The following is a 21,856-nucleotide window of genomic DNA, read 5'->3' on the forward strand; positions in this document are numbered from 1 at the left end:
TTGCTTATTTGTTGTTAAAGGCTTTCAGTAAACAGTTCGCGACCAATCAGCATCCGGCGAATTTCGCTGGTGCCCGCGCCGATCTCATACAGCTTGGCGTCTCGCAGCAGGCGCCCGGTGGGGTATTCGTTGATATAGCCGTTGCCGCCCAGTAGCTGAATGGAATCCAGTGCGACCTGAGTGGCCTTTTCGGCGCAGTAGAGAATCACCCCGGCAGCGTCTTTGCGGGACGTTTGGCCACGGTCGCAGGCACCGGCTACGGCGTATAAATAGGCGCGGCAGGCGTTCAGGGTGGTGTACATATCCGCCACTTTGCCCTGCACCAGCTGGAACTCACCGATTGACTGGTTGAACTGCTTGCGCTCGTGGATATAGGGCATCACCACATCCATGGCGGCCTGCATAATGCCAATCGGGCCTGCGGCCAGTACGGTACGCTCATAGTCCAATCCGCTCATCAGTACGCGTACGCCTTTGCCTTCTTCACCGAGAATGTTTCCAGCAGGCACGGCGCAATCCTGGAATACCAATTCACAGGTGTTGGAACCGCGCATACCCAGCTTGTCGAGCTTCTGGGCGGTGGAGAAACCTGGCATGCCCTTTTCAATAATAAACGCGGTGATGCCTTTGGAACCGGCCTCTGGATCTGTTTTGGCGTACACCACCAGCACATCCGCATCGGGACCGTTGGTGATCCACATTTTATTGCCGTTAAGGATGTAGTGATCGCCATTCTTCTTGGCACGCAGCTGCATCGACACCACATCCGAGCCTGCGCCGGGTTCCGACATGGCCAAAGCGCCCACGTGGTCGCCGCTGATCAGTTTGGGGAGGTACTTGGCTTTCTGCTCGGGGGAGGCGTTGATCTTGAGCTGGTTAACGCACAAGTTGGAGTGAGCGCCGTAAGAGAGCGCTACCGAAGCGCTGGCCCGGGAGATCTCTTCCATGGCAATGCAGTGGGCGAGATAGCCCATGCCGCTGCCGCCATCCTCTTCCGAGACGGTAATTCCCAATAGCCCCATATCGCCAAACTTCTTCCACAGGTCGTTAGGAAACTCGTTGTTGCGGTCGATTTCGGCGGCGCGGGGGGCAATCTCGCTAGCGGCAAAGGCGTTGACCTGCTCGCGCAACATATTCAGTTCGTCTTCGAGGCCAAAATTGAGTTCTGAGTAGTGTGAAAACATGGTCAATCACCTGTGCTGATTATTTGTGTTTGCTATCTGTATTAGCCATCTGGGCTGGGTAGCTGTGTCGGCTAATCGAGCTGGCGTTATGTCGCGCGATGAGTCAGTGCATAGTGGCGGAAGAGGGGGCTGAGGCTTTATCGGCCGAACTCGCCTTCTCTTCTTCGTTCTGTGTTTCTTGCGGCTCTTTTTCGAGTAGTTCTTCGAGCGCTTGGCGGCAGCGGATCTCAGCGCTTTCAAGCTCTAGCTGAACCATGGTGATGTCTTTCATTTGTTGATCCAGCGCCGCACGGCGCTCGCCTATTTTGCTAAGCATTAGGTGCAGCTGCTTTTTACTGCCGCTGCGGGTTTCGTCCCAAAGCTCGAACAGTTCGCGTATCTCTGCCAATGAAAACCCTAGCCGCTTACCGCGAATGGTGAGCTTCAGCCGTACACGGTCTTTGCTGCTGTAAACCCTGGTTTGCCCGCGGCGCGTAGGGTGGAGCAGCTCCTGATCTTCATAGAAGCGAATGCTACGGGTGGTTAAATCAAACTCGTTGGCTAGTTCACTGATCGAGTAAGTTCTGCTCATGGTGACGTTCTCTCACAAAGTCGTTGTTCCCAACATATGACGCCTATGGAACACTGCCACTGAGGCTAAAACAAGTTTACGTTAACGTAAAGCTATTGTTGCGAGCAGTTGAAAAGCGTTGAAATCCTGTAAGTTGTTGATATTTATGTTTTGAAGGCAGTTGTTAATTCAGAAGAATGTCGTCAATAGACCAAAGTTGTAATTGTATTGCTATAGCGACAGTTGCTAGTTTGCACATACACCTTACGTTCAGGTAAGGCAGTAGCAGCCGCTTTTGCCATGCCTGTAAAGATTTAGCACAACAACAATAAGAGGCTTGCCACTCTATGAGTGCAAACGATGTCCTTCAGGGACCTGTCCTCGAAACCCGAGGGCTGACCAAAGAGTTTCGCGGCTTCACCGCCGTGGACGATGTCAATCTCCAGGTACAGGAAGGGCATATTCACGCACTGATTGGCCCCAATGGTGCTGGTAAAACCACCGTATTTAACTTATTGACTAAATTTCTGCCGCCTACCCGCGGCGATATTTTGTATCGCGGCAACTCAATCACCAGTAAAAAATCCAACGAAATAGCTCAGTTAGGGTTGGTGCGTTCGTTTCAGATTTCTGCGGTATTCGCCCACATGACCGCGTTGGAGAATGTTCGAGTGGCCCTGCAGCGCAAACTGGGTACCTCGTTTCATTTCTGGAAATCTGAGAAATCCCTGGATCACCTTAATGAACGTGCCCTTGAACTGCTGGAAGAAGTGGGGCTGCGCGAGTACGCCGATACGCTAACGGTAGAGATGCCCTATGGGCGTAAACGAGCGCTTGAACTGGCCACCACGCTAGCGCTCGATCCCACCATGATGCTGCTGGATGAACCGACTCAAGGTATGGGCGCAGAAGACGTTGACCGTATCGTGGCGCTGATTAAGCGTGTCTCCCAAGGGCGTACTGTATTAATGGTGGAGCATAACCTAAGCGTTGTTAGCCGCCTGTGTGATCGCATCACCGTGTTGGCGCGAGGCGCTGTTTTAGCTGAGGGCGATTACGACGCTGTCTCCCGGAATCCATTGGTACGCGAAGCCTATATGGGCAGCGACGCTGCGGAAGAGGATGGTTCTGAAAAAGAGGGAGCTGCCGTATGAATATCGCTGAGGCCGACGCGCCGGTTGAAAACACGCAGAGCCTGGAAATGCTGCGGGTGCAGGATCTACACGCCTTTTATGGCGAGTCGCACATCCTGCACGGCGTCAATTTTGATGTGAAGCGTGGCGAGCTGGTAACGCTGCTGGGGCGCAACGGCGCCGGGCGTAGCACTACATTGAAATCGATAATGAACATGGTGGGGCGCAGAACGGGCTCTATTGTGATGAACGGTAATGAAACGCTGCATATGAAGCCGCACCATATCCCTCGTCTCGGGGTGGGTTACTGCCCGGAAGAACGCGGTATTTTTGCAAGCTTGGATGTGCACGAGAACCTATTGCTTCCACCCACTGTGCGTTCCGGCGGTATGAGCCTGGACGAAATCTACGCCATGTTTCCGAACCTTTATGAACGGCGTAGAAGCCAGGGGACGCGGCTTTCCGGGGGGGAACAGCAGATGTTAGCCATGGCGCGCATCTTGCGCACCGGCGCGCGCATGCTGCTGCTCGATGAAATTACCGAGGGGTTGGCCCCGGTGATAGTGCAGAAGCTTGCCGAAGTGCTGGTTCAGTTGAAAGAGCGCGGTATGACCATTGTGCTTGTGGAGCAGAATTTTCGCTTTGCGGCGCCGCTTGCGGATCGCCACTTCGTGATGGATCACGGTCAGATTGTCGAAGAAATCAGCGCCGCGCAGTTGCCATCGCGTCGGGAACATCTCAACTCAATGCTAGGGGTATAACACACGGCTAGACACTTAAATGTTCATTCCGCCAACAGTTTCGCTGCTCACAAAACAACAATATTAATCAGTAATTTGCAGTACTCACTTTCACGACAGCTCAAAGACTACACAACAGCTCAAGAACAACACAACAGCTCAAAAACAACACAACAACAATGGCCTCCGGGCCAGGAGACGAATATGACCTTTATGAAAAAAACGCTGGCCGCCAGCATCGCCGTCGCGGCCGCTTCAAGCCTCGCCGTGTCTACCGCCCAGGCTGATATGAGTGATGGTGAAGTCCGCATTGGGTACCTGGCCGATATGTCCGGCACTTATCGCGACCTCGCAGGCCCCGGCGGCTTAACTGCCATGGAGATGGCGGTGGCCGATTTTGGCGGCAGTGTAGATGGCGCGCCCATCGTTATTTCCAGTGCAGATGATCGCAACAGCGCTGACGTCGGCGCGAATACCGTGCGTGGTTGGATCGACCAGGATAACGTCGATATGGTTGGCGGCTTAGTAGCGTCTTCTGTGTCCATTGCAGTGACCAAAGTGCTGGAAGAGAACAATGGTCTGGGCATCGTGTCCGGCTCGGCGGCTTCTAGCATTACCAACGAACACTGTACTCCTAACCATATTCACTGGGTCTACGACACCTATCCGCTGGCTAACGGTACCGCCAAGGCCGTTGTAGAGCAGGGCGGGGATACGTGGTTTATGTTGACTGCTGACTACGCCTTTGGTCATGCATTGGAGGGCGACGTAACCAAAGTAGTGGAAGAGAGCGGCGGTGAGATTGTGGGCGGCGTGCGTCATCCCTTCCCGACTAACGACTTCTCTTCGTACATTCTTCAGGCCCAGGGCTCCGGCGCGAAAATTATTGGCTTGGCTAACGCCGGTGCCGATACCGTTAACGCGATCACGACGGCCAGCCAGTTTGGCTTGACTCAATCTGGCCAGCAGCTAGCAGGCCTGTTGATTTTCTTGAATGACGTTCACGCCCTTGGCCTGGAAGCCACTCAGAACCTGCTGCTAACTACTGGCTGGTACTGGGATATGGATGAGCAGTCCCGCGAATGGGCACAGCGCTATTTCGATGAAGTAGGCCGCATGCCGACCATGGTTCAAGCAGGTATCTACTCCAGCACCATGCACTACCTGAAAGCCGTTGAAGCCGCGGGCACCGACGACCCTGAAACCGTACGTGCGCAAATGGCCGAGATGCCTATTGAGGACTTCTTTGCCCGTAACGGCAGCATTCGTGAAGATGGCCGCATGATCCACGACATGTACCTGGCCCAGGTGAAAACACCGGATGAGTCCACCGGTGAGTGGGATCTTTACGAAATCCTCAGCACCATTCCCGCCGAAGAAGCCTACCGCCCGCTATCTGAAAGCCAGTGCAAATTGGTGCAAAACTAATTTCGAGGCTGCGCTTGAGCCAGATAGCAACCGCAAGTGATGTGTAGAACCGGTTGGCGGCAAGTTGCCGCCAACTGTTTGAGGGCGAGGAGAGTCGCGTTATGACGATGATATTCGGCGTGCCAATGGCCGTCTTCATGGGCCAGCTAACGCTGGGTCTTGTGAATGGCGCCTTTTACGCACTGCTTAGCCTGGGCCTGGCGGTCATCTTCGGCCTGTTGAAGATCGTCAACTTTGCCCATGGGGCGCAATACATGCTGGGGGCCTTCGCCGCGCTATTAGGCTTTCGCTATTTAGGGATTAATTACTGGCTGGCGCTGCTGTTAGTGCCGCTATTGGTTGGTGGTTTTGGGGTGCTGCTGGAGCGTTTTTTGCTGCGCCGTATTGCCCATTTGGACCACCTTTATGGGCTGTTGCTCACCTTCGGCTTAGCGCTCATTTTTGAGGGCACGCTGGTCAACTTCTTCGGTGTTTCCGGGGCGCGCTACGCGACACCGGAAATCTTCCAGGGCGGTTTGAACCTGGGCTTTATGTTCCTACCGACATATCGCGCCTGGGTGCTGGTAGCAGCGCTGGCGATGTGCCTGTTTACCTGGTTTATGATTGAGCGTACCCGTTTGGGTGCTTACCTTCGCGCGGGTACTGAGAACTCGCAACTGATGCAAGCCTTTGGCGTTAATGTGCCGCTGCTGATTACGCTCACCTATGGATTTGGGGTGGGGCTGGCTGCCTTTGCCGGCGTGTTGGCAGCGCCGCTCTATCCGGTATCGCCGACCATGGGGTCGAGTTTGCTGATCGTGGTGTTTGCAGTGGTGGTCATCGGCGGTATGGGCTCGATTCTAGGCGCCATTATTACCGGTCTCGGTATGGGCATTATCGAAGGGTTGACCAAGGTCTACTATCCCGAAGCCGCTAACACGGTGATCTTTCTTGTCATGATCCTCGTGCTCATGTTGCGCCCCGTTGGGCTGTTCGGTAAGGAGGCATGAACATGGCAGAATCTCAATCAATGGCGGCGCCATCCGCGGTACTGGAACGTCAGAAGCGGGCCAAGTTTCGCCGCAATATGTTCTATCTGGCGCTAATCGTGGTGGGGTTGATAGCGCCGTTTTTGGCCTACCCCGTGTTCTTGATGAAAGTGCTCTGTTTTGCGCTGTTTGCCTGTGCGTTCAACCTGCTGCTGGGCTATGCGGGGCTGCTGTCTTTCGGCCATGCGGCTTTCTTGGCCACCGGTGGCTACGTAACCGGCTACCTGTTGGCGAGCTACCCTGGATTAACCCCGGAGCTGGGTATTATCGCCGGGACTGTTCTGGCTACGCTGCTTGGGGTGGTGTTTGGGGTGCTCTCCATCAGGCGTCAGGGCATCTATTTTGCCATGGTGACTTTGGCGATCGCCCAGCTGGTGTACTTCATGTTTGTGCAGGCGCCGTTTACCGGCGGTGAGGATGGCTTGCACGGCGTGCCCCGTGGCGAACTGTTTGGGTTTATCAGCCTGAGCAGCAACCTGGCGATGTACTACTTTGTGTTCGCGATTTTCATCTTCGGCTTCGCGCTGATTCAGCGCACGGTGCACTCGCCGTTTGGCCAGGTGCTAAAAGCGATTCGTGAAAACGAGCCCCGCGCCGTATCGCTGGGCTACAACACCGATGCCTACAAGCTAGTGGCGTTCGTCATCTCTGCAGGTTTAGCGGGCTTGGCGGGTTCGACCAAAACCGTGGTCTTCCAGCTGGCTTCGTTGACCGATGCGCACTGGCATATGTCCGGTGAGGTAATTCTAATGACCCTGCTGGGCGGTGTGGGCACCTTGCTGGGCCCGTTAATGGGCGCAGGCATTGTGGTCAGCTTGCAGCATATCCTGGCGCAGTCGCCGCTGGGGAATTGGGTTAGCGTTATTCTCGGTATCATCTTTGTGGTCTGTGTACTCAGTTTCCGTAGCGGAATAATCGGTGAACTGGACAAGATGTATCGCAAAAACTTTAAGTAGTACCCTCCCTCTCTGTCCGATGTTGGGCGCCGTTTGGCGCCCTTTTTTTATTCATTTATTTAGGCCTACACCTAAGGTCGCAAGCGCTGTTATGTTGCTTGTAGTCGGCTAAATAGATAAGTTAACGTAAACGTCAATTACAACGACAACAGCCTGTGTGTACGCACATTTGCGGAGATAGCCATGAATTTTGAGCTCAATGAAGACCAGGTCGCCTTTGCCGATATGGCGCGGGCGTTTGCCCAGAACGAACTAGAGCCTCACGCCGCCGAGTGGGATCAAACCTCCTTCTTCCCCGTCGATGTGATTCGCAAAGCGGGCGAGCTGGGCTTCTGCTCTCTTTATGCACCGGAAAGCGTGGGGGGGCTAGGCCTCTCGCGGTTGGATGCCAGCATCATTTTCGAACAGCTCTCCATGGGCTGCACCTCTACCACGGCCTACCTAACCATTCACAATATGGTCACCTGGATGCTGGCGGATTTCGGTACGCCGGAAGCGGTAGAGCAGTGGGGCACAAGGCTGGCCACAGGCGAGCTGCTGGGTTCTTACTGTTTAACCGAACCTAACTCAGGCTCCGACGCCGCTTCGCTGAAAACCACTGCCAAGCGCGACGGCGACCATTATGTGTTGACCGGCAGCAAGATGTTTATTTCCGGCGCCGGGAGCACCGATTTTCTCGTGGTGATGGCGCGCACCGGCGGTGAGGGCGCCAGCGGCGTCTCGGCGTTTGCGGTGGATGCCAAGAGTGACGGCATTAGCTATGGGCGCAAGGAAGAGAAAATGGGCTGGAACAGCCAGCCAACCCGCATGATCACCTTTGAAGACGTGCGAGTACCCGCCAACCATCTGCTCGGCAATGAAGGCGACGGTTTTAAAATCGCCATGAAGGGCCTCGACGGCGGGCGTATCAATATTGCTACCTGCTCTATCGGCACCGCCCAGCAGGCAATCAACAAAGCGCGGGAATATATGCTGGAGCGCAAACAGTTCGGTAAGCGTTTAGCCGAGTTCCAGGCGCTGCAGTTCCGCTTGGCCGACATGGTCACTGAGCTGGTCGCTGCACGGCAGCTGGTGCGCATGGCCGCTACCAAGCTGGACGCAGGCCACGCCGATGCACCGACCTACTGTGCCATGGCTAAACGCTTTGCTACCGATGTGGGCTTCAAGGTGTGCGACGAAGCGCTTCAACTTTACGGCGGTAATGGCTATATCAAGGAGTACCCCATGGAGCGCTACGTGCGCGATACCCGGGTACACCGGATTCTTGAAGGCACCAACGAAATCATGCGGCTGATTATCTCCCGCCGGGTGCTGGCAGACGGCGCCACCGAGCTGTAAATGACGATGAATAAGATAACGGTGGAAACGATAGCGACGGATAAGGAATGCCAATGAGCAGCGTACTGTTTACCGAACACGCCACCCAAGACGGCCACGTGATTGCTGAGGTTAAGCTCAATGCCGAGCGCTCGCTGAACGCTTTAACGCTTGAGATGTGTGAAGAGATGTTGCCGCGCCTTCGCGACTGGGCCACCGACGAGCGGGTGGTCGCGGTGCTGCTGGATAGCGCAGGCGAAAAAGCGTTTTGTGCCGGTGGCGACGTGGTGAATCTGTATAAAACGATTACCGGCGAGGGCGACCCCAGCTTCCCCGAGCGCTTTTTCGAAACCGAGTATCGGCTCGATTTTCTACTCCATACCTACCCCAAACCGGTGATCTGCTGGGGCAATGGTATTGTGATGGGCGGCGGCATGGGGCTGTTAAGCGCCAGTAGCCACCGTGTCGTGACCGAGACATCGCGTTTGGCTATGCCGGAAGTCACTATCGGCCTCTACCCGGATGTTGGTGCCAGCTGGTTTTTAAACCGGCTTCCCAACGGCGCAGGGCGCTTTCTAGCCATGACCGGCTGCCAGATCAATGCGCCAGATGCCGTTCATCTAGGTTTGGCTGACCGCTGTATCGCCAGCCACCACCGTGATGCCATGCTGCAGCAACTGACCGACGCACAGTGGGGAGCCGGTGAGAATACCGATGCCAACGGTGTGGTTAACCGCATCATGCGTGAGCTTGAGCAAACATCCCAGCCTGTATTTGCTGAGATGGAAGCGCCCGTATACCAGCACTCACCGCTGATTCGCGAGTTGATGGATCACGACAGCGTGGAGCAAATTGTCGCCGCTATTAAGACGGTAAAAAGCGACAATAAGTGGTTTGGCAAGGCACAGAAAACGCTGGCCCACGGTAGCCCGGTGTCAGTGAAATTGATTGATGAGCAGCTAAAGCGGGCCAAGCATATGTCGCTGGCAGAGGTGTTCCAGTCCGAAATGTCGCTCTCGGTACAGTGCTGCCGACACCGTGAGTTCCCCGAGGGCGTGCGCGCACTGCTGGTCGATAAAGACGGGCAACCGAACTGGACGTATCCCGATGTGGCCTCGGTAGAGGAGAGCTTTATCAACGAGCTACTATCTTCCGCATGGTCGCAAAATCCGCTGGCGGATCTACGCTAATATAATCTTCCCATTACCGGCTAATAAGGATAATAAAATGAACACCATCGCATTTATCGGCCTGGGCAATATGGGTGGCCCGATGGCCGCCAATCTAGCCAAAGCAGGCTTCAGCGTTCGCGCTTTTGACCTTTCAGAAGACGCGCTGGAGATCGCCAAATCCAACGGCTGCGAAGTGGCTTTTTCGGCCCAGGAAGCCGCCACTGATGCCGACTTTATCATTTCAATGTTGCCCGCAGGAAAGCATGTACGCGGGCTATATATTGAAGACGACGCGCCGCTATTTGAAGTGATCAAGCAGGGGGCGCTGGTCATCGACTGCTCTACCATTGACGGGGCCACTGCCCGAGGCGTTGCAGAAGAGGGCGAGAAGTTGGGGATTGGCTTTGTCGATGCACCAGTTTCCGGTGGCGTGGGCGGCGCTCAAGCGGGTACCTTGACCTTTATCGTGGGCGGCAGCGAGGCCGAGTTCAGGCAGGCCAAGCCGGTGCTGGAAGCCATGGGCAAAAACATCTTCCACGCCGGTGACCATGGCGCAGGGCAGGTGGCCAAAGTGTGCAACAACATGCTGCTCTCTATCCTGATGGCAGGCACCTGCGAAGCGATCAATATGGGCGTCAAAAACGGCCTGGATCCCGCGGTGCTTTCGGAAATCATGAAGCAGAGCTCCGGCGGTAACTGGGCGCTAAATGTTTACAATCCCTACCCAGGCGTCATGGAAAACGCACCGGCCTCCAAAAACTACCAGGGCGGCTTCCAGGTCGACCTGATGATCAAAGACTTAGGCCTCGCCATGGATGTCAGTCAGCAAAGCGCCTCCGCAGTCCCCATGGGCTCCGCCGCCCGCTCACTGTTCACCCTGCATAAAGCCAAAGGCAACGGTAAACTCGACTTCTCAAGCCTGATGCAGTTCTATCAGGATAAAGAGTGAGCGGTGAGGTGTGTGATGCCAAATAAAGCCTGGTTTTGTGGGAGGAAGCTTTAGCTCGCGATCTGTTTTGGTAGGCACTGGTTTAGTGGGGGCAGCTTTAGCTCGCGACCTCTGATCGGTGCCTATCCCAACTTGCCACCCCAACCTGTGCGATGCAAACTCAACTTTCTCTCTTGCTCATATACAAGGACTACCATGATCACGCTTTGGGGCCGCAATAACTCCACCAACGTCAAAAAAGTGCGCTGGGTGCTAGAAGAGCTGGAACTACCGTTCGAACAGATCCAGGCGGGGCTTGAGCACGGGGTTAACAATACGCCGGAATACCTGGCCATGAACCCCACCGGGCTAGTGCCGCTACTCAAAGATGACGCCACCAACAGCGTGCTGTGGGAGTCCAATACGATTATTCGCTACCTTGCCGCGCAGTACGGGCAAAGCAAGCTATGGATCGAAGCCCCCGCCGAACGGGCGCAGGCTGAAAAGTGGATGGATTGGTCGAACAGCACCCTGTCACCCAGGCACCGCACGATCCTGATGGGCTACGTCAGAACCACACCCGAAAAACGCGATAATGCTGCCCTTGAAGCGGGTATGCAGGCGTGTGAAGAGCTGTTTGAGTTGATGGATAAGGTGCTGGCCAAGCAAGCGTTCTTCTCGGGCAATGAGTTTGGCCTGGGTGATATTGCCGTTGCCCCCTTTATCTACAACTTATGGCATATCGGCTTAACCTGGCAGCCACGCCCCCATTTAGAGCGCTGGTACCAACAAATCGCTGAACGCCCCGCCTACCAAAAAGTGGTCGTGATTCCTGTAACGTGAAAGATGCACTGATCTCACTCATGCATTTTGTGGGAGGGCGCTTCAGCGCGCGAATAGGCAGCGACGCTGGCCTTGGCATCATGCACGAAACTCAATCCAGGCAAACGGCCACCATTTATAGATAACTGGTAACAGTTTAACTGGGTTAGCACCTTAATATTCCACAGTGGTTTATCACTATTGTGGGAGGGCGCTTCAGCGCGCGAGCAGCGACGCTGGCATTGGCATCATGCGAAACTCAATCCAGACAAACGGCCACCATTTATAAATAACTGGTAACCGTTTGACTGGGTTAGCACCTGAATATTCCACAGTGGTTTATCACTATTGTGGGAGGGCGCTTCAGCGCGCGAATAGGCAGCGACGCTGGCATTGGCATCATGCGGAACTCAATCCAGACAAACGGCTATCATTTATAAATAACTGGTAACCGTTCGACTGGGTTAGCACCTGAATATTCCACAGTGATTTATCACTATTGTGGGAGGGCGCTTCAGCGCGCGAATAGGCAGCGAAGCTGCCTAAAAACTAGCCTCTAGCTCCGCCATCTCATCATCCAACCCCTTCAACACCTCGCACGCTAACCCATGGCGCTGAGCACTCCCAACCAACGGCTCCAATATCGCCCCACGCTCGGTGGGGCGTTTGGCCTCTACATCCTGCAACATCGAAGCCTTATTGTTCGCGGTGTTCTCCACTACCTGCCACACCAGCGCCAACCACGCACCTTCACCGTTGCCATCATTGGGCGGCGCAATGCCCTCGGCTAACATAATCGCCGCGACTTCCTTTACCACCGCCACCATACGGCCTGCATAAGCTTCACCCCGCAACTCCCCGTTACGCACACCGTTCAACGCCACCAGCGGATTAATCGCCGCGTTCACCGCCAGCTTCTGCCACAAGCGCTGGCGAATATCACACACCTTTGTAGCGGCGAGCCCTGCCTGAGTTAATGTTTGCGCCAGTTCTTCTGCCAGCGCACCGTGCTGGTTATGCAAATCACCCACAAAGGTATGCCCACTCCCCGCATGCACCACGCCATCATCACCGGTTAGATAAGCGCCCTCAGTTGTTGTCGCGCACAACACCGGCCCCGGCCACGCCTGGGTAATACGCGGCTGCGCCAAAAAACCGTTCTGCCACAGCACCAGCGGGGTAGCAGGGGAAATACAGTCAGTAATGCCAGCCAGCGCCGACTCAGCCACCATGGCCTTGGTAGTGATATGCACAAAGGCGGGCGATTCAGGCGTGTTTGATGCAAGATGAGCTATCGTTAACGAGTTTAACGGCACCACACGCTGTTCGCCTTCCGGTGTGGTCAGCATCTGCCACGCAGGCAGCGCACGGCGACCAACTAGCGTGGTGGCCGCTATAGGTGAAAGCGAATGGGCCAGTAGGCGGCCAATGGCACCCGGGCCGAGTATCCAGTGAGTTGTCATATCAAGCATGTACTCAGCAGCGTCGTTGCCGCCAAGCTTACCGCGTTTGTTTTAGAGGCGCGAAGGTGAAAAAAGCACGAGCAAAGGGGACTAATGGCTAGTGACGGTGGTAAACAATGTTTGATAAGTTTGAGGCTAAGTGAATTTGGTGGATGAAGTTGTCAATGTGTGACGGCGTGTTATGCCTGATGTTGTCATGAGGCATTATTAGATGGCTGCTTTCGACCCAAAGCGGCCCTTACGGCGAAAGCGGCATGCTGACTCAGACGTGTTATGTAGCTGGCACGATAATCTATGTTAGGCCTCGGACCCAAAATCAATGAAAGACCTAAGCCACCACAAAGAAACATTTTCTTTCGATGCTGATATGACGGATTCGGATGGCAGAAAAATATCTGTTGACTGCAAGGTTGTGTTGCCAACGATATGGGGGGATAAGGCTGATATTGAAGTAGCCGTCCCTCATTCCGTGATGCCAATCAGAGGTTTTGAGAACCCCTGCGAACTAAACCTAGTCTGCAGCGATCCTGTGTTCAGAGTCAAACTCAGTGATCTCTGGTATCGGAATTTACCCACTTCGGTATATCCCTCAAGGCTTCACGGGGCAGCGCCAATCAAACTGACGCATATTTCGAGCATGCGGGTTGTGAGAGAATTTTCACAGTCCACGAGTCTCTTCAACATTTACATCTCTAGTCCGGACATGTTGAAAAATGTTGGTAGTTGGAAGCCCAGTGAGGAAATGCTCGATGAATTGGCGGTTTTTCGTTGCCCGAAGCTTGGGCTTATCCGATTAAAACGCTATTGGGCGTCAGCCGGTCTTAACGGGACAGAAGGTTTATTATCGAGAACGGGGTTTTTGCTTGAGGCCACACCGTCAAGTGGCAAGTTAGCTCCGCAGGACATCTTGGGAGGCATCGATTCCGTCTTGGAATTGATATCCGTGTTTTTCCGTCAGAAAATCATGGTTCTTGGGTGGGAATCCCTTCACGAGGGGGAGCAAGAGCGATTTTGGCAATATCCATTGGAGCCGTCTCGAACGAATTACGTCAGCGTCGAGCCAAAGCGGTACTTGGTTAGCATCAGCTCTCTGTCCGAGCGGATGGAGGCTGCGCTCGCGGCGTACCACGAACTAGATGATCTGGAGCGGAAATTTGTCGATGATTTGAGCTATAGCCTTCGTCCAGTCACCAAAATCGGTGATGGTGAGTGGTTTATGGCGATGTTCAGAGACCTCGAATCGATCGCTGGTAAATCCGCATCCCCGCAACCACTTAGTCAGGGCGAAACTAGAGCGGTAGATGAGTTGCGCCACCTGGCAGACTCTTTAAAAGAGGGTTGTTCCGAGATGTCGGAGCGTATCAACGGCTTTGCTAAAAAAGTGGAGGGAGGAGTTCCACCTGTAACCGAGAACATTTGCAGTTTGTTTCAAAAATATACTGTTTATAGCTCTGATCTTTGGGAGGTCAGTGGAAGCAAAGGCCTTGTAAATATCAGGAATAAGTTAGCTCACCGAGGTCCCGGGCGGGTCCATCACCAAGGGCTAGCCGTTGCGACTCTCCACTTATCGTTGTTAAACGAGCGACTTGTGCACTGTATTCTAGGACTCAAAATTTCCGGCGACGAATTGCACTCTGGAAGGGACGAGTGGTTGCAACGTGGTTACGTAGAGAACGTCAAAAAATATGTATTTGATGCAGCAAGCTAAATTCGAGGCATATGGCGCAACGGGGCCTAATCGCGTCACTCGGACACACTTACGTGTGCCGGTGCGCTCCGACGTTATATCAGCACTACCTCAAAGACCGCTCCTGGCCGATAGCGGCCAAGCCAACTTTGGTGATGCAGAGTTGCATATCCGAGAATCATGGCACTGAATGCATCTGTTACCAGGGAGAGAATTGCTTAGCCTGTGCTGTTTAGGTGTGTTGTCATTATCTGTATCAACCTGATGGTCGAGAGGAAATTGAACTGACGCCTGATAGCGCCATCGAAGGATATATCAGATAAAGGTCGGCTTTTGCTGACAAGCTATTACTACCCGTTCTTGCAGGATTGGGTCATCGCGGAGAACTTTATGGACTACGAACATGCAATTGTGAAATTCGAAGACGGGATTGGCACCCTGTTTTGCAACGGCTGCGGCATTATCATCGCTGAGGGTACCCAGCATGAGGATAGAGAGCACTACTGTACTATGTGCATGAGCGGCAATTGTAAAGCAAAATTCAAGGACGGAAACTGACATTCCCAGCCCGCCACGCTCCGCGTTTTAGAGAAGGGGGCGTGGAATAGATGTTGTGAACATCATTAATCTGAAAACTCTTTAACATCCGCTCTTGCCCAGATGCTGAATTTTAGGCGGCGCTGATGGATAGGAGCTGGAAGTAAATGACTCAAAAGCAGGCAGGCTACATTGCCTGTTAAAGTTTGATACCACTTTCCTTTCACCACGGAGCTGGATGTATACATTTTTCGTTAAATCCTTTCACATAAACTGGTTGTTGAAAGTGGTTTTCGGGTTGCGGGTGTTCATTATCTTCAAGGTCAGCTTTCAGGATGTCAGATGCGGCTTTGCATAACCTAAACGTATCTTGGTTGATGAAGGTGAACATAGTAACCAGAGTAATTCGACGATTATTTTTGGCATGTTAACATGCTCGAACACGGTCGTGATCGCAGTTACGATACACTCGCCGCGAAGGCTGGCGTCCGAACATTCAGGAGCCTTAAACACTGCAAATGCTGTGCTTATGACTTGATTTCAAAGAACTAAAGCTCGGCATGAAGGTAGCTCTTAGCAGCCATAAATGGGCTGACGATTTATAGCGGACATCGACTCATTTTGACTAAAACTCACTAAGTTCGCAGAGTATTGACGTGAGTCACACTCAACACGTGTAGAAAATGAATTGAGTCTAAGGGTTCCTGCTATACGCAGCTCTCTGCTTTTGTGTTCACTTTCAGAACCAAACAGGCGTGTATATAATTCATCTGTATTTAGTAAGGATATCTGTTTTAAGCTTCCAGCGTAAAATCCAGAAATCACCTCTGGAAATAAAGATGTCTGATTTGGGGCAGGAATAAAATCTACAAATAATGGTTCGCCATATTCTGTTTCTGACAACATATCCAATCTAAACACTATTGTTCCAGAAACTTCGACTTCTCCAGAAAAGCGAACCACGCTTTGGGTGTTGTCTATTTCTATAACGCGAAGATTGCTTGTGTAGTCAGAAAATCTTAATGTGTTGTCAGCCATTGTGGATTGAGAAAATGATATAAGTATCAATGTGATGATATATTTCATGGTGTGCCTATTGATTTCTTGAGGATTGAGTTGCGAATATTGCTTTTATAGTGCTGGATTCTGATGGCAGTTAAGACTCTAAGTTTTTTGGTTTGTAAGATCTCATAACTGAAATAACCACAAAATAAAGTACACTCCCGATTAAAAAGCTATACAAACAAGCTTTATGTAGTGATTTAACAGATATTAATGAAAGTAACGAGTTTTCTGCTGCGAATGGAAAGAATGGGGCAACATCAGCATGCATTATACTATCTAATAGCACATGGCTAAATGTGCCTATGAATGCTGAGAAAAAGCATACCCACCATTTGATATTGACCTGCCACTTGCTGTTTAAACCTAATAAAAACAAGCCGGTTTCAGCCAGGTATTTCCCTGACAAGGCTGAAAATATAGCCAAGATTGTGGCTCCGACATACGTATGAGTAAAGCCGTGGAGATGCCCGTCGCCGGAGATTAAGACGATCAAGGGCTGAATATCCATTACAATCTGTGCCCAGCCAAAAATCATTAAGCTGAAACTACCTTGGAGCAGAGATTTAACCACTACTCCTGGTCCCATGTGAAAAGGAGTGAATGGCATACACTCTCCGTGTAATGTTATCGTTGCGTGCACGTGCGGAAGTTTACGAGCCTCCTACGATTGCACGTTGGCTGCGTAGCAGTGCGCATTATGCAGTTTCAGTTAGATTATGCCAGCACCATTGCGACGACACCGATGTGCCAAGGCAGCAATGCGATCACTCAGAGCCTTTGCTATCAGGGGGCGCTTGTTAGCGAAACGCATGACCACTACCCCCGTTTTTTCTAATTGGCCTGGTGAGTGACCTCTATTTCTAGTAGTGATTCGGTGAGCAGCTTTTCTAGTATACATTCTCGGCTTCGCCCAGGAAGCCAATAATCTGTTCTTCACTCAAACGCTTTTTCATGTTCAATCTCCTTACCCATAAGATCAGGTTCTAAAGTATAGCGCTTCGATCTGGAGGTGATGTCGGTGCTGAATTATAAATCTCAGCTTTAATTGATGAGGTTTTTCATATTGACTCAGCATTTAAATAAACGAACCTTATCAATATATTTGCGACTAGAAGACTAGAAATAGCTTTTGCAACGCACCGTTATACTCGCGGCAGAGTCAGATTGCTGAACTGCGCCCTCCCATAAGTAGCTTCATGCTGAGATGCGATGATCTAAAAAATTAAGATCTCTAAATGACTGTTTTCTAATAAATTGGCGTGAGGAGTGGTGCAGTGAATAATGTCTCAATAAATTATTTGCGATTAGGCGCAACCATTGCATTTATGATGACGGGTGCTCTCTTGGGATTTCCCGCCTTGTCACAAGAGACAGCTTTTACTTGCAGTGTGGAGGTGCAGGGCGAAGAAAGTAAACTGACATGTTTGAATGAAAACGGCACACCCGCCAGTTTCCATTATCAAGCGGCCCTACAAAACCGGATTTACCTGGAATATGGTCTGACGCTGTTAGGGTGTGCTGTGCCGAAGATAGACGGCGACTTGCACGATGCAGACGATTCTATAGCGTGTGTGCAGAACATGTTCGGTCTGCCGCCAGGAGAGCTTTCGCGGGATGACGCACATTACATTAGTGCCGCAGCCGGAAATTCACACAGCCGGGAGCGTGCATTAGATTACTTGGCAACCCGAGGCTATCATCTCATCAATGCTCACGGAGCGCTCACCGAGGTTCCTCAGCTTGTAGGCCGTGTCCCTCTGAGTTTTCCGGCGCTCGAAGAGCCGCCCTCTGGCAAGAGGTCGATCATTAGTGACTACCGGTTTTACAACTTCGTTTATGACGCCAAAAACTCGTTCGTACAAGAAGTGTCGCTGACGAATCCTGCTGTCTTCTTAAGGAATTTTTTTAAACCGGTCGCCACGCTTCTCGACCCCTCTGATGCACCGCAGGGTGGGGCATTAAACCAGGCTTGGCAAAACGTTCTCTATGAAGAAAGTCGGTACGCGAGGCTCTTCACTGATCCTGTGATGGCGGCGATCGCGGAGGCTCCCCCGGTGCTTCGATGTATATATGATCAATATTCTGCCGCTCCGGCTGACGACCGGGATTACCTCACATCTTCGCGGAGCATTAACCTTGCATTCTGGTCTGGCGCTGTTCCCGCGGCAATCGGGCCTGAAGCACTGCGTGCATTTCAGGTGCCGGAGTCAGGGTTGCATCCCTTACTTGTCATCGGGCCGCCCGTCAACGCTTGTCCAGAGACGCTCGGCTTGGCGCTTGAGGTGATGGCGACGCAGTTTCCTGGACAGGTGGCTGCCACTGAGGCGCCTGCCTCGGTTGATTCAGAAGACGCTGTCTTGGTGGTAGCAGAGGCGGGGCCGGAGCTAGGCTATCTGCCTCGTAGCCAGAGGCGCTACTTTACGCGGATAATTGAAGGTGACAAATCGACCGGCAATTCGGCTGCCAACAAGATTGGTATCTATATCGCATTTCACCGGGCATACGACGCAACCTGTCATGCAGAGATGACGGATGATTGGGAGGAATATACTTTCACGCGCGAAAGTGACCGCCTTGCTCTTCGCGAGGAGGAGAAAATTAGGCTCTCTCCTTCGGAATTCGAGGAGTTCTATCTTGCCGCTTCGTCGTTGGTGCCGGTTGTTATTGCAGAGTATGAGGAGGATCCAATAAAGGATTTCGGGAGCAGGGATCCGAACGCTGCCGTTCCTGAGGTTTACGCGATCCGTACTCAGACCGATGAGGAGAACGAGGCCGCCTTCGCCGAGATCCTTGCGCGCGAAGGATGCCGCTCTGAACTGGCTGGAGCGCTTCGCGCTGCATTGTCTGAGCATCTTCCCCAGATGACGATCAGTGAGGGTGAAACCACCGTTTCGATCTATTTCCAGGGCGTCACCGGCGCGCGAAGTATGAATGTGATGCTCGACGCACCCTACGATCCGGACAGCATGCAAAGGTCGAGAGTTGTTAGCAGCTCTGATGCCGGGTTGTTTCCTCTGGGGAGCGATTATGGCGGCAGGATGCTGTCATACATCGCCCGCGGAGACTTCGGCGCTGCACGCCGAGAGCATCGCAAGTCGGCCGACGAAGCGGTAAGGCAAATTCGGGCGATGGGGCCGTCGGGCTTCAACCCGGTCGCAGATTTCTACGAATGGGGCTTCAGAACCAGCGACAACTTCAGCCCGATGAATGCCTTAATCACGTCCTACATCATCCGTCGGGTTCAGGTTCTGGGCTCCTGCGGAGATCGATTGATCCCCATCTCACGCACCTATATCGAAACCGAGACGACACGCAACGGCTATGGCACCGAAATCATGTCCCGGGAAATCGGACGCTACAACGAGCAAGTAACGGTTCCAGCTGCCTTTTATCATATCGTAGATCAAGCCGAGGATATCACGCCCGGCATCTACTCACGTGACCTTGTCGATGGCGCAATTGAGGAGCTTTCATGCGCTTCCGAGATGCGAAAGCATCTCGAAGCCAATATGATCGCCTTCAATAGTGGTGGGGGCCCCGCCTGGGTCAGCCCAGAAAACGAACGGCTTTTCAGCTCCAGTGATCAATCCGTTGGCACGGGAGAGAGTGCATACGTCTACGCCGATGCCGATGCAACCGTGATGCTGATAGAGGAGGCTGCCAAAGGGATCGATCCCAGGCTGTCGCTTCTTCACGACATGCCGGATAACGCCGACAGGTCGCCGGGAGAGTTGAATCTCCTCCTTATCGACGACATGCCGGCTGTTGTTTTCGACTCCAGCTATTTCGGCTTAAAGCCCGGCGAACGAGTTCCAGGCCGCATTGTGCGATTGATGATGACCTGCGCCGAAAACGGAGAGCTCGACGTCAGTCAGTTTTTGTCCAGCACACAGCCCAACGATCTCGATCCGGATGCGACCTATGTAATGACCTATAGCGCCTACGGAATGGATGGGGAGTGGACGCTTCCCGTTCGCCTGGAGAGCCAGATCAATGGCGATGAGGGATTTACCTTCGCACGGTTCCGTGGGCGGATGGCCGTCGACGAAAGCACCTTTGCAGGACTTCGACCGACATCCAATTTCATCAGCGCAGTGCCAATGCCAAATGGGAATTATCATCTGGATGCTGGAGTCGACGGGGGACGCGTCAACACGACACTTGCGCCGCTGCTTGACCATTGCAGAGCAATCGGAACACCTTGATTCATGAGGCTGATGCTCTATCCATTACGCGGCTTTATTGAGCACTTATCGATTTCCTCGGCGCGTCGCTCCATGTGGCTAAAATGCTAAGTGCTAGAGCGCAGTTTTGCATGGCCCCGAGGCAACAGGCGTAAACATATGCCTGCTGGCAACGGCTGAGTAGGCTTGCCGACCCTTTTAAGCCGGCTTTGTCGTGCAAGGCCCCTAAGATCAGGGAGCGATGCGGGTACTGGCAGCGGTAAAGCCGATCAGAGAAATATCTATGTCCATGCGTTCACCGCGTGGACTAATCATGCTGAGGGTTGCCGTATTGCCACTGCGGAGTTGCTGCAACATCGACGACTCAATGGGCACGTCAGCACGGCACCCTTGCTCCTGGCAGACCTGATAGGGGAATTGGACTGGCTCACCGTTATCCACACTGAATTGCAAGCCCGGGGCCAGACGTACCCCCAGTGGCACGAAGAAGCTCATCACCGGAGCATCGATCTGGGGCGGGTAGTCGAGAATTACCTGCATCAAGGGCTGGTCGCTGTCAGGTTGAGTGATCAATTGCGACATCGCACAAGGGCTCGGGCCCTCGGCATTACTCTGGCAACGGACTTCCCAGTCCTGGAACGACTCAGTGGTGATATCATTACCGGAGGCTGCCCCAGGTTGTTGTTGGCTGAAGGCATTGGGGGATAACGCCAAGAGCGATAATAGCCCCATCCTGCATAGGTTTTGAGACAGGTTTTGAGTAAGAGAGTGCGGCATTGGCGTAACCTCCTGTTGGTTCGCTGATGGTGGATAATAATACTCACCATGCCTGCTTGTTCGCTTGAGGTCGAGCCCTTGATTTACGAGAGCGTGGTTGGGCGTTTTATCTTCCTTTCCACCCAGTTTTCCTGAGCGCTTAAGTGTTTAAGGTAAATGTAGATTTTTGGTTATTCGTCATCTACTGTGGATTTAGTATTAACCGGCATATTTCTCACGGTTCAGACACAAACCGCCAAGCCAACTGTCTGTTGTGGGAGGCCGCTTCCAGCGGTGGTCCGACGCTTCGGCGAAGGGTACCGAAGGTACCCCGGTATTGTTAGGGTGGCAGCCTAAACGGTCGCGAGCTAAAGCTACCTCCCACAGGTTAACTGTCAGACTGTCAGAAATAATTCCATACCGAATGACGAAGAGCCAGATTTTTATGTGTGAAATCATTCGCTATCTAGGTGAGCTCCGGAGTGGCGATTAAGGCTTACACCGGGCGCTAGGCAGGCGTGTAGCGGTGCAACTGCTGCTGGGTCTCCCTAAGCTAAAAAGCACCGTCAGATATCCTGCCGATATAAATCTGGCACTATACCCTGAGCAATATTCTGATATACCCAGGCTATATTTATATGCTCGCTTACCTTTGCAGTTTTTATTGGCTTGGTTTGTGTAGTGGTCAATTAAAAGTGAAAGGCAAGAGTGTGAAGGGGCTATTTGAAATTATGTAAGGTAAGGAAGTTTCGTTCTATCATAAGCTAAGCCTAACACTACTGCATTTTGCTATTAGTCTTAGCAGGAGGCGGTAGTGCTTAGTTAGGTTGGCTTAGTTACCTAGTACGTTGGTTTCGCTTTTCTTTGATGATTTAGCAGCTTTCTTTTCTTTGGCTGTTAGAAGGG

The 21,856-nt window shown here is 52.7% G+C and carries 17 protein-coding genes; 11 read left to right on the forward strand and 6 right to left on the reverse strand.

The window, feature by feature from the left end; genetic code table 11:
- Positions 1 to 14: 14 nt before the first annotated feature.
- Positions 15 to 1,184 carry an isovaleryl-CoA dehydrogenase gene (locus KF947_RS20675; RefSeq protein WP_227404972.1) on the reverse strand — a complete coding sequence of 390 codons (1,170 nt, stop codon included), beginning with the start codon at positions 1,182 to 1,184 and terminating at the stop codon, positions 15 to 17.
- Between the two features lie 103 nt (positions 1,185 to 1,287).
- On the reverse strand, positions 1,288 to 1,755 hold the full coding sequence (locus tag KF947_RS20680) for a MerR family transcriptional regulator (protein WP_227404973.1): 468 nt from the start codon (positions 1,753 to 1,755) through the stop codon (positions 1,288 to 1,290).
- Between the two features lie 326 nt (positions 1,756 to 2,081).
- Here KF947_RS20680 and KF947_RS20685 point away from each other — a divergent pair, with 326 nt between their 5' ends.
- From KF947_RS20685 to KF947_RS20725, 9 genes are all read left to right on the forward strand, one after another.
- Positions 2,082 to 2,888, forward strand: coding sequence for an ABC transporter ATP-binding protein (locus KF947_RS20685; protein ID WP_022523811.1), 807 nt, complete (start codon positions 2,082 to 2,084; stop codon positions 2,886 to 2,888).
- On the forward strand, positions 2,885 to 3,628 hold the full coding sequence (locus KF947_RS20690; protein WP_227404974.1) for an ABC transporter ATP-binding protein: 744 nt from the start codon (positions 2,885 to 2,887) through the stop codon (positions 3,626 to 3,628). Before KF947_RS20685 ends, KF947_RS20690 begins: the two co-directional genes overlap by 4 nt.
- A 183-nt stretch (positions 3,629 to 3,811) precedes the next feature.
- Positions 3,812 to 5,035 carry an ABC transporter substrate-binding protein gene (locus tag KF947_RS20695; RefSeq protein WP_133730558.1) on the forward strand — a complete coding sequence of 408 codons (1,224 nt, stop codon included), beginning with the start codon at positions 3,812 to 3,814 and terminating at the stop codon, positions 5,033 to 5,035.
- A 101-nt stretch (positions 5,036 to 5,136) separates the two neighbouring features.
- The gene (locus KF947_RS20700; RefSeq protein WP_133730559.1) at positions 5,137 to 6,024 is read left to right on the forward strand and encodes a branched-chain amino acid ABC transporter permease; all 888 of its coding nucleotides are present in this window, start codon (positions 5,137 to 5,139) and stop codon (positions 6,022 to 6,024) included.
- A 2-nt stretch (positions 6,025 to 6,026) separates the two neighbouring features.
- Positions 6,027 to 7,019, forward strand: a complete 993-nt coding sequence (locus KF947_RS20705) for a branched-chain amino acid ABC transporter permease (RefSeq protein WP_035566049.1) — start codon at positions 6,027 to 6,029, stop codon at positions 7,017 to 7,019.
- A gap of 183 nt (positions 7,020 to 7,202) precedes the next feature.
- Positions 7,203 to 8,357 (forward strand): acyl-CoA dehydrogenase family protein, encoded by a 1,155-nt coding sequence (locus KF947_RS20710; protein ID WP_133730561.1) that lies wholly within the window; start codon positions 7,203 to 7,205, stop codon positions 8,355 to 8,357.
- A gap of 53 nt (positions 8,358 to 8,410) precedes the next feature.
- On the forward strand, positions 8,411 to 9,526 hold the full coding sequence (locus KF947_RS20715; protein ID WP_227404975.1) for an enoyl-CoA hydratase/isomerase family protein: 1,116 nt from the start codon (positions 8,411 to 8,413) through the stop codon (positions 9,524 to 9,526).
- Positions 9,527 to 9,563: 37 nt separating this feature from the next.
- The gene (gene mmsB / locus KF947_RS20720; protein ID WP_227404976.1) at positions 9,564 to 10,457 is read left to right on the forward strand and encodes a 3-hydroxyisobutyrate dehydrogenase; all 894 of its coding nucleotides are present in this window, start codon (positions 9,564 to 9,566) and stop codon (positions 10,455 to 10,457) included.
- A 195-nt stretch (positions 10,458 to 10,652) separates the two neighbouring features.
- Positions 10,653 to 11,279: a glutathione S-transferase family protein gene (locus tag KF947_RS20725; protein WP_227404977.1), complete on the forward strand. Its 627-nt coding sequence runs from the start codon at positions 10,653 to 10,655 to the stop codon at positions 11,277 to 11,279.
- Positions 11,280 to 11,800: 521 nt separating this feature from the next.
- Here KF947_RS20725 and KF947_RS20730 read toward each other — a convergent pair.
- On the reverse strand, positions 11,801 to 12,721 hold the full coding sequence (locus KF947_RS20730; protein WP_227406328.1) for a ketopantoate reductase family protein: 921 nt from the start codon (positions 12,719 to 12,721) through the stop codon (positions 11,801 to 11,803).
- 319 nt (positions 12,722 to 13,040) lie between these two features.
- Between KF947_RS20730 and KF947_RS20735 the strand changes: the two genes are divergently transcribed.
- The gene (locus tag KF947_RS20735; RefSeq protein WP_227404978.1) at positions 13,041 to 14,429 is read left to right on the forward strand and encodes a hypothetical protein; all 1,389 of its coding nucleotides are present in this window, start codon (positions 13,041 to 13,043) and stop codon (positions 14,427 to 14,429) included.
- 1,089 nt (positions 14,430 to 15,518) lie between these two features.
- On the opposite strand, the gene KF947_RS20740 is transcribed toward KF947_RS20735, so the two are convergent.
- Together KF947_RS20740 and KF947_RS20745 are read right to left on the reverse strand one after the other, a co-directional pair.
- On the reverse strand, positions 15,519 to 16,031 hold the full coding sequence (locus KF947_RS20740; protein ID WP_227404979.1) for a hypothetical protein: 513 nt from the start codon (positions 16,029 to 16,031) through the stop codon (positions 15,519 to 15,521).
- 70 nt (positions 16,032 to 16,101) lie between these two features.
- Positions 16,102 to 16,617, reverse strand: coding sequence for a metal-dependent hydrolase (locus tag KF947_RS20745; RefSeq protein ID WP_227404980.1), 516 nt, complete (start codon positions 16,615 to 16,617; stop codon positions 16,102 to 16,104).
- Positions 16,618 to 17,284: 667 nt separating this feature from the next.
- On the opposite strand from KF947_RS20745, the gene KF947_RS20750 reads away from it, so the two are divergent.
- A complete protein-coding gene (locus tag KF947_RS20750; RefSeq protein WP_227404981.1) occupies positions 17,285 to 20,215 on the forward strand; it encodes a hypothetical protein in 2,931 nt (976 codons plus the stop codon).
- 210 nt (positions 20,216 to 20,425) lie between these two features.
- Here the strand turns inward: KF947_RS20750 and KF947_RS20755 are convergent, their stop codons facing one another.
- Positions 20,426 to 20,971 carry an invasion associated locus B family protein gene (locus KF947_RS20755; RefSeq protein WP_227404982.1) on the reverse strand — a complete coding sequence of 182 codons (546 nt, stop codon included), beginning with the start codon at positions 20,969 to 20,971 and terminating at the stop codon, positions 20,426 to 20,428.
- Between the last annotated feature and the right edge of the window lie 885 nt (positions 20,972 to 21,856).

The sequence above is a fragment of the Halomonas sp. FeN2 genome, assembly GCF_020595105.1.
In the GTDB taxonomy this organism is placed as follows: domain Bacteria; phylum Pseudomonadota; class Gammaproteobacteria; order Pseudomonadales; family Halomonadaceae; genus Vreelandella; species Vreelandella neptunia.

Bases quoted from the DNA above. Each gene is read 5' to 3' on its own strand.
- KF947_RS20675 (WP_227404972.1), bottom strand. From the start codon at position 1,184: ATGTTTTCACACTACTCAGAACTCAATTTTGGCCTCGAAGACGAACTG.
- KF947_RS20680 (WP_227404973.1), bottom strand. From the start codon at position 1,755: ATGAGCAGAACTTACTCGATCAGTGAACTAGCCAACGAGTTTGATTTA.
- KF947_RS20685 (WP_022523811.1), top strand. From the start codon at position 2,082: ATGAGTGCAAACGATGTCCTTCAGGGACCTGTCCTCGAAACCCGAGGG.
- KF947_RS20690 (WP_227404974.1), top strand. From the start codon at position 2,885: ATGAATATCGCTGAGGCCGACGCGCCGGTTGAAAACACGCAGAGCCTG.
- KF947_RS20695 (WP_133730558.1), top strand. From the start codon at position 3,812: ATGACCTTTATGAAAAAAACGCTGGCCGCCAGCATCGCCGTCGCGGCC.
- KF947_RS20700 (WP_133730559.1), top strand. From the start codon at position 5,137: ATGACGATGATATTCGGCGTGCCAATGGCCGTCTTCATGGGCCAGCTA.
- KF947_RS20705 (WP_035566049.1), top strand. From the start codon at position 6,027: ATGGCAGAATCTCAATCAATGGCGGCGCCATCCGCGGTACTGGAACGT.
- KF947_RS20710 (WP_133730561.1), top strand. From the start codon at position 7,203: ATGAATTTTGAGCTCAATGAAGACCAGGTCGCCTTTGCCGATATGGCG.
- KF947_RS20715 (WP_227404975.1), top strand. From the start codon at position 8,411: ATGAGCAGCGTACTGTTTACCGAACACGCCACCCAAGACGGCCACGTG.
- mmsB (WP_227404976.1), top strand. From the start codon at position 9,564: ATGAACACCATCGCATTTATCGGCCTGGGCAATATGGGTGGCCCGATG.
- KF947_RS20725 (WP_227404977.1), top strand. From the start codon at position 10,653: ATGATCACGCTTTGGGGCCGCAATAACTCCACCAACGTCAAAAAAGTG.
- KF947_RS20730 (WP_227406328.1), bottom strand. From the start codon at position 12,721: ATGACAACTCACTGGATACTCGGCCCGGGTGCCATTGGCCGCCTACTG.
- KF947_RS20735 (WP_227404978.1), top strand. From the start codon at position 13,041: ATGAAAGACCTAAGCCACCACAAAGAAACATTTTCTTTCGATGCTGAT.
- KF947_RS20740 (WP_227404979.1), bottom strand. From the start codon at position 16,031: ATGAAATATATCATCACATTGATACTTATATCATTTTCTCAATCCACA.
- KF947_RS20745 (WP_227404980.1), bottom strand. From the start codon at position 16,617: ATGCCATTCACTCCTTTTCACATGGGACCAGGAGTAGTGGTTAAATCT.
- KF947_RS20755 (WP_227404982.1), bottom strand. From the start codon at position 20,971: ATGCCGCACTCTCTTACTCAAAACCTGTCTCAAAACCTATGCAGGATG.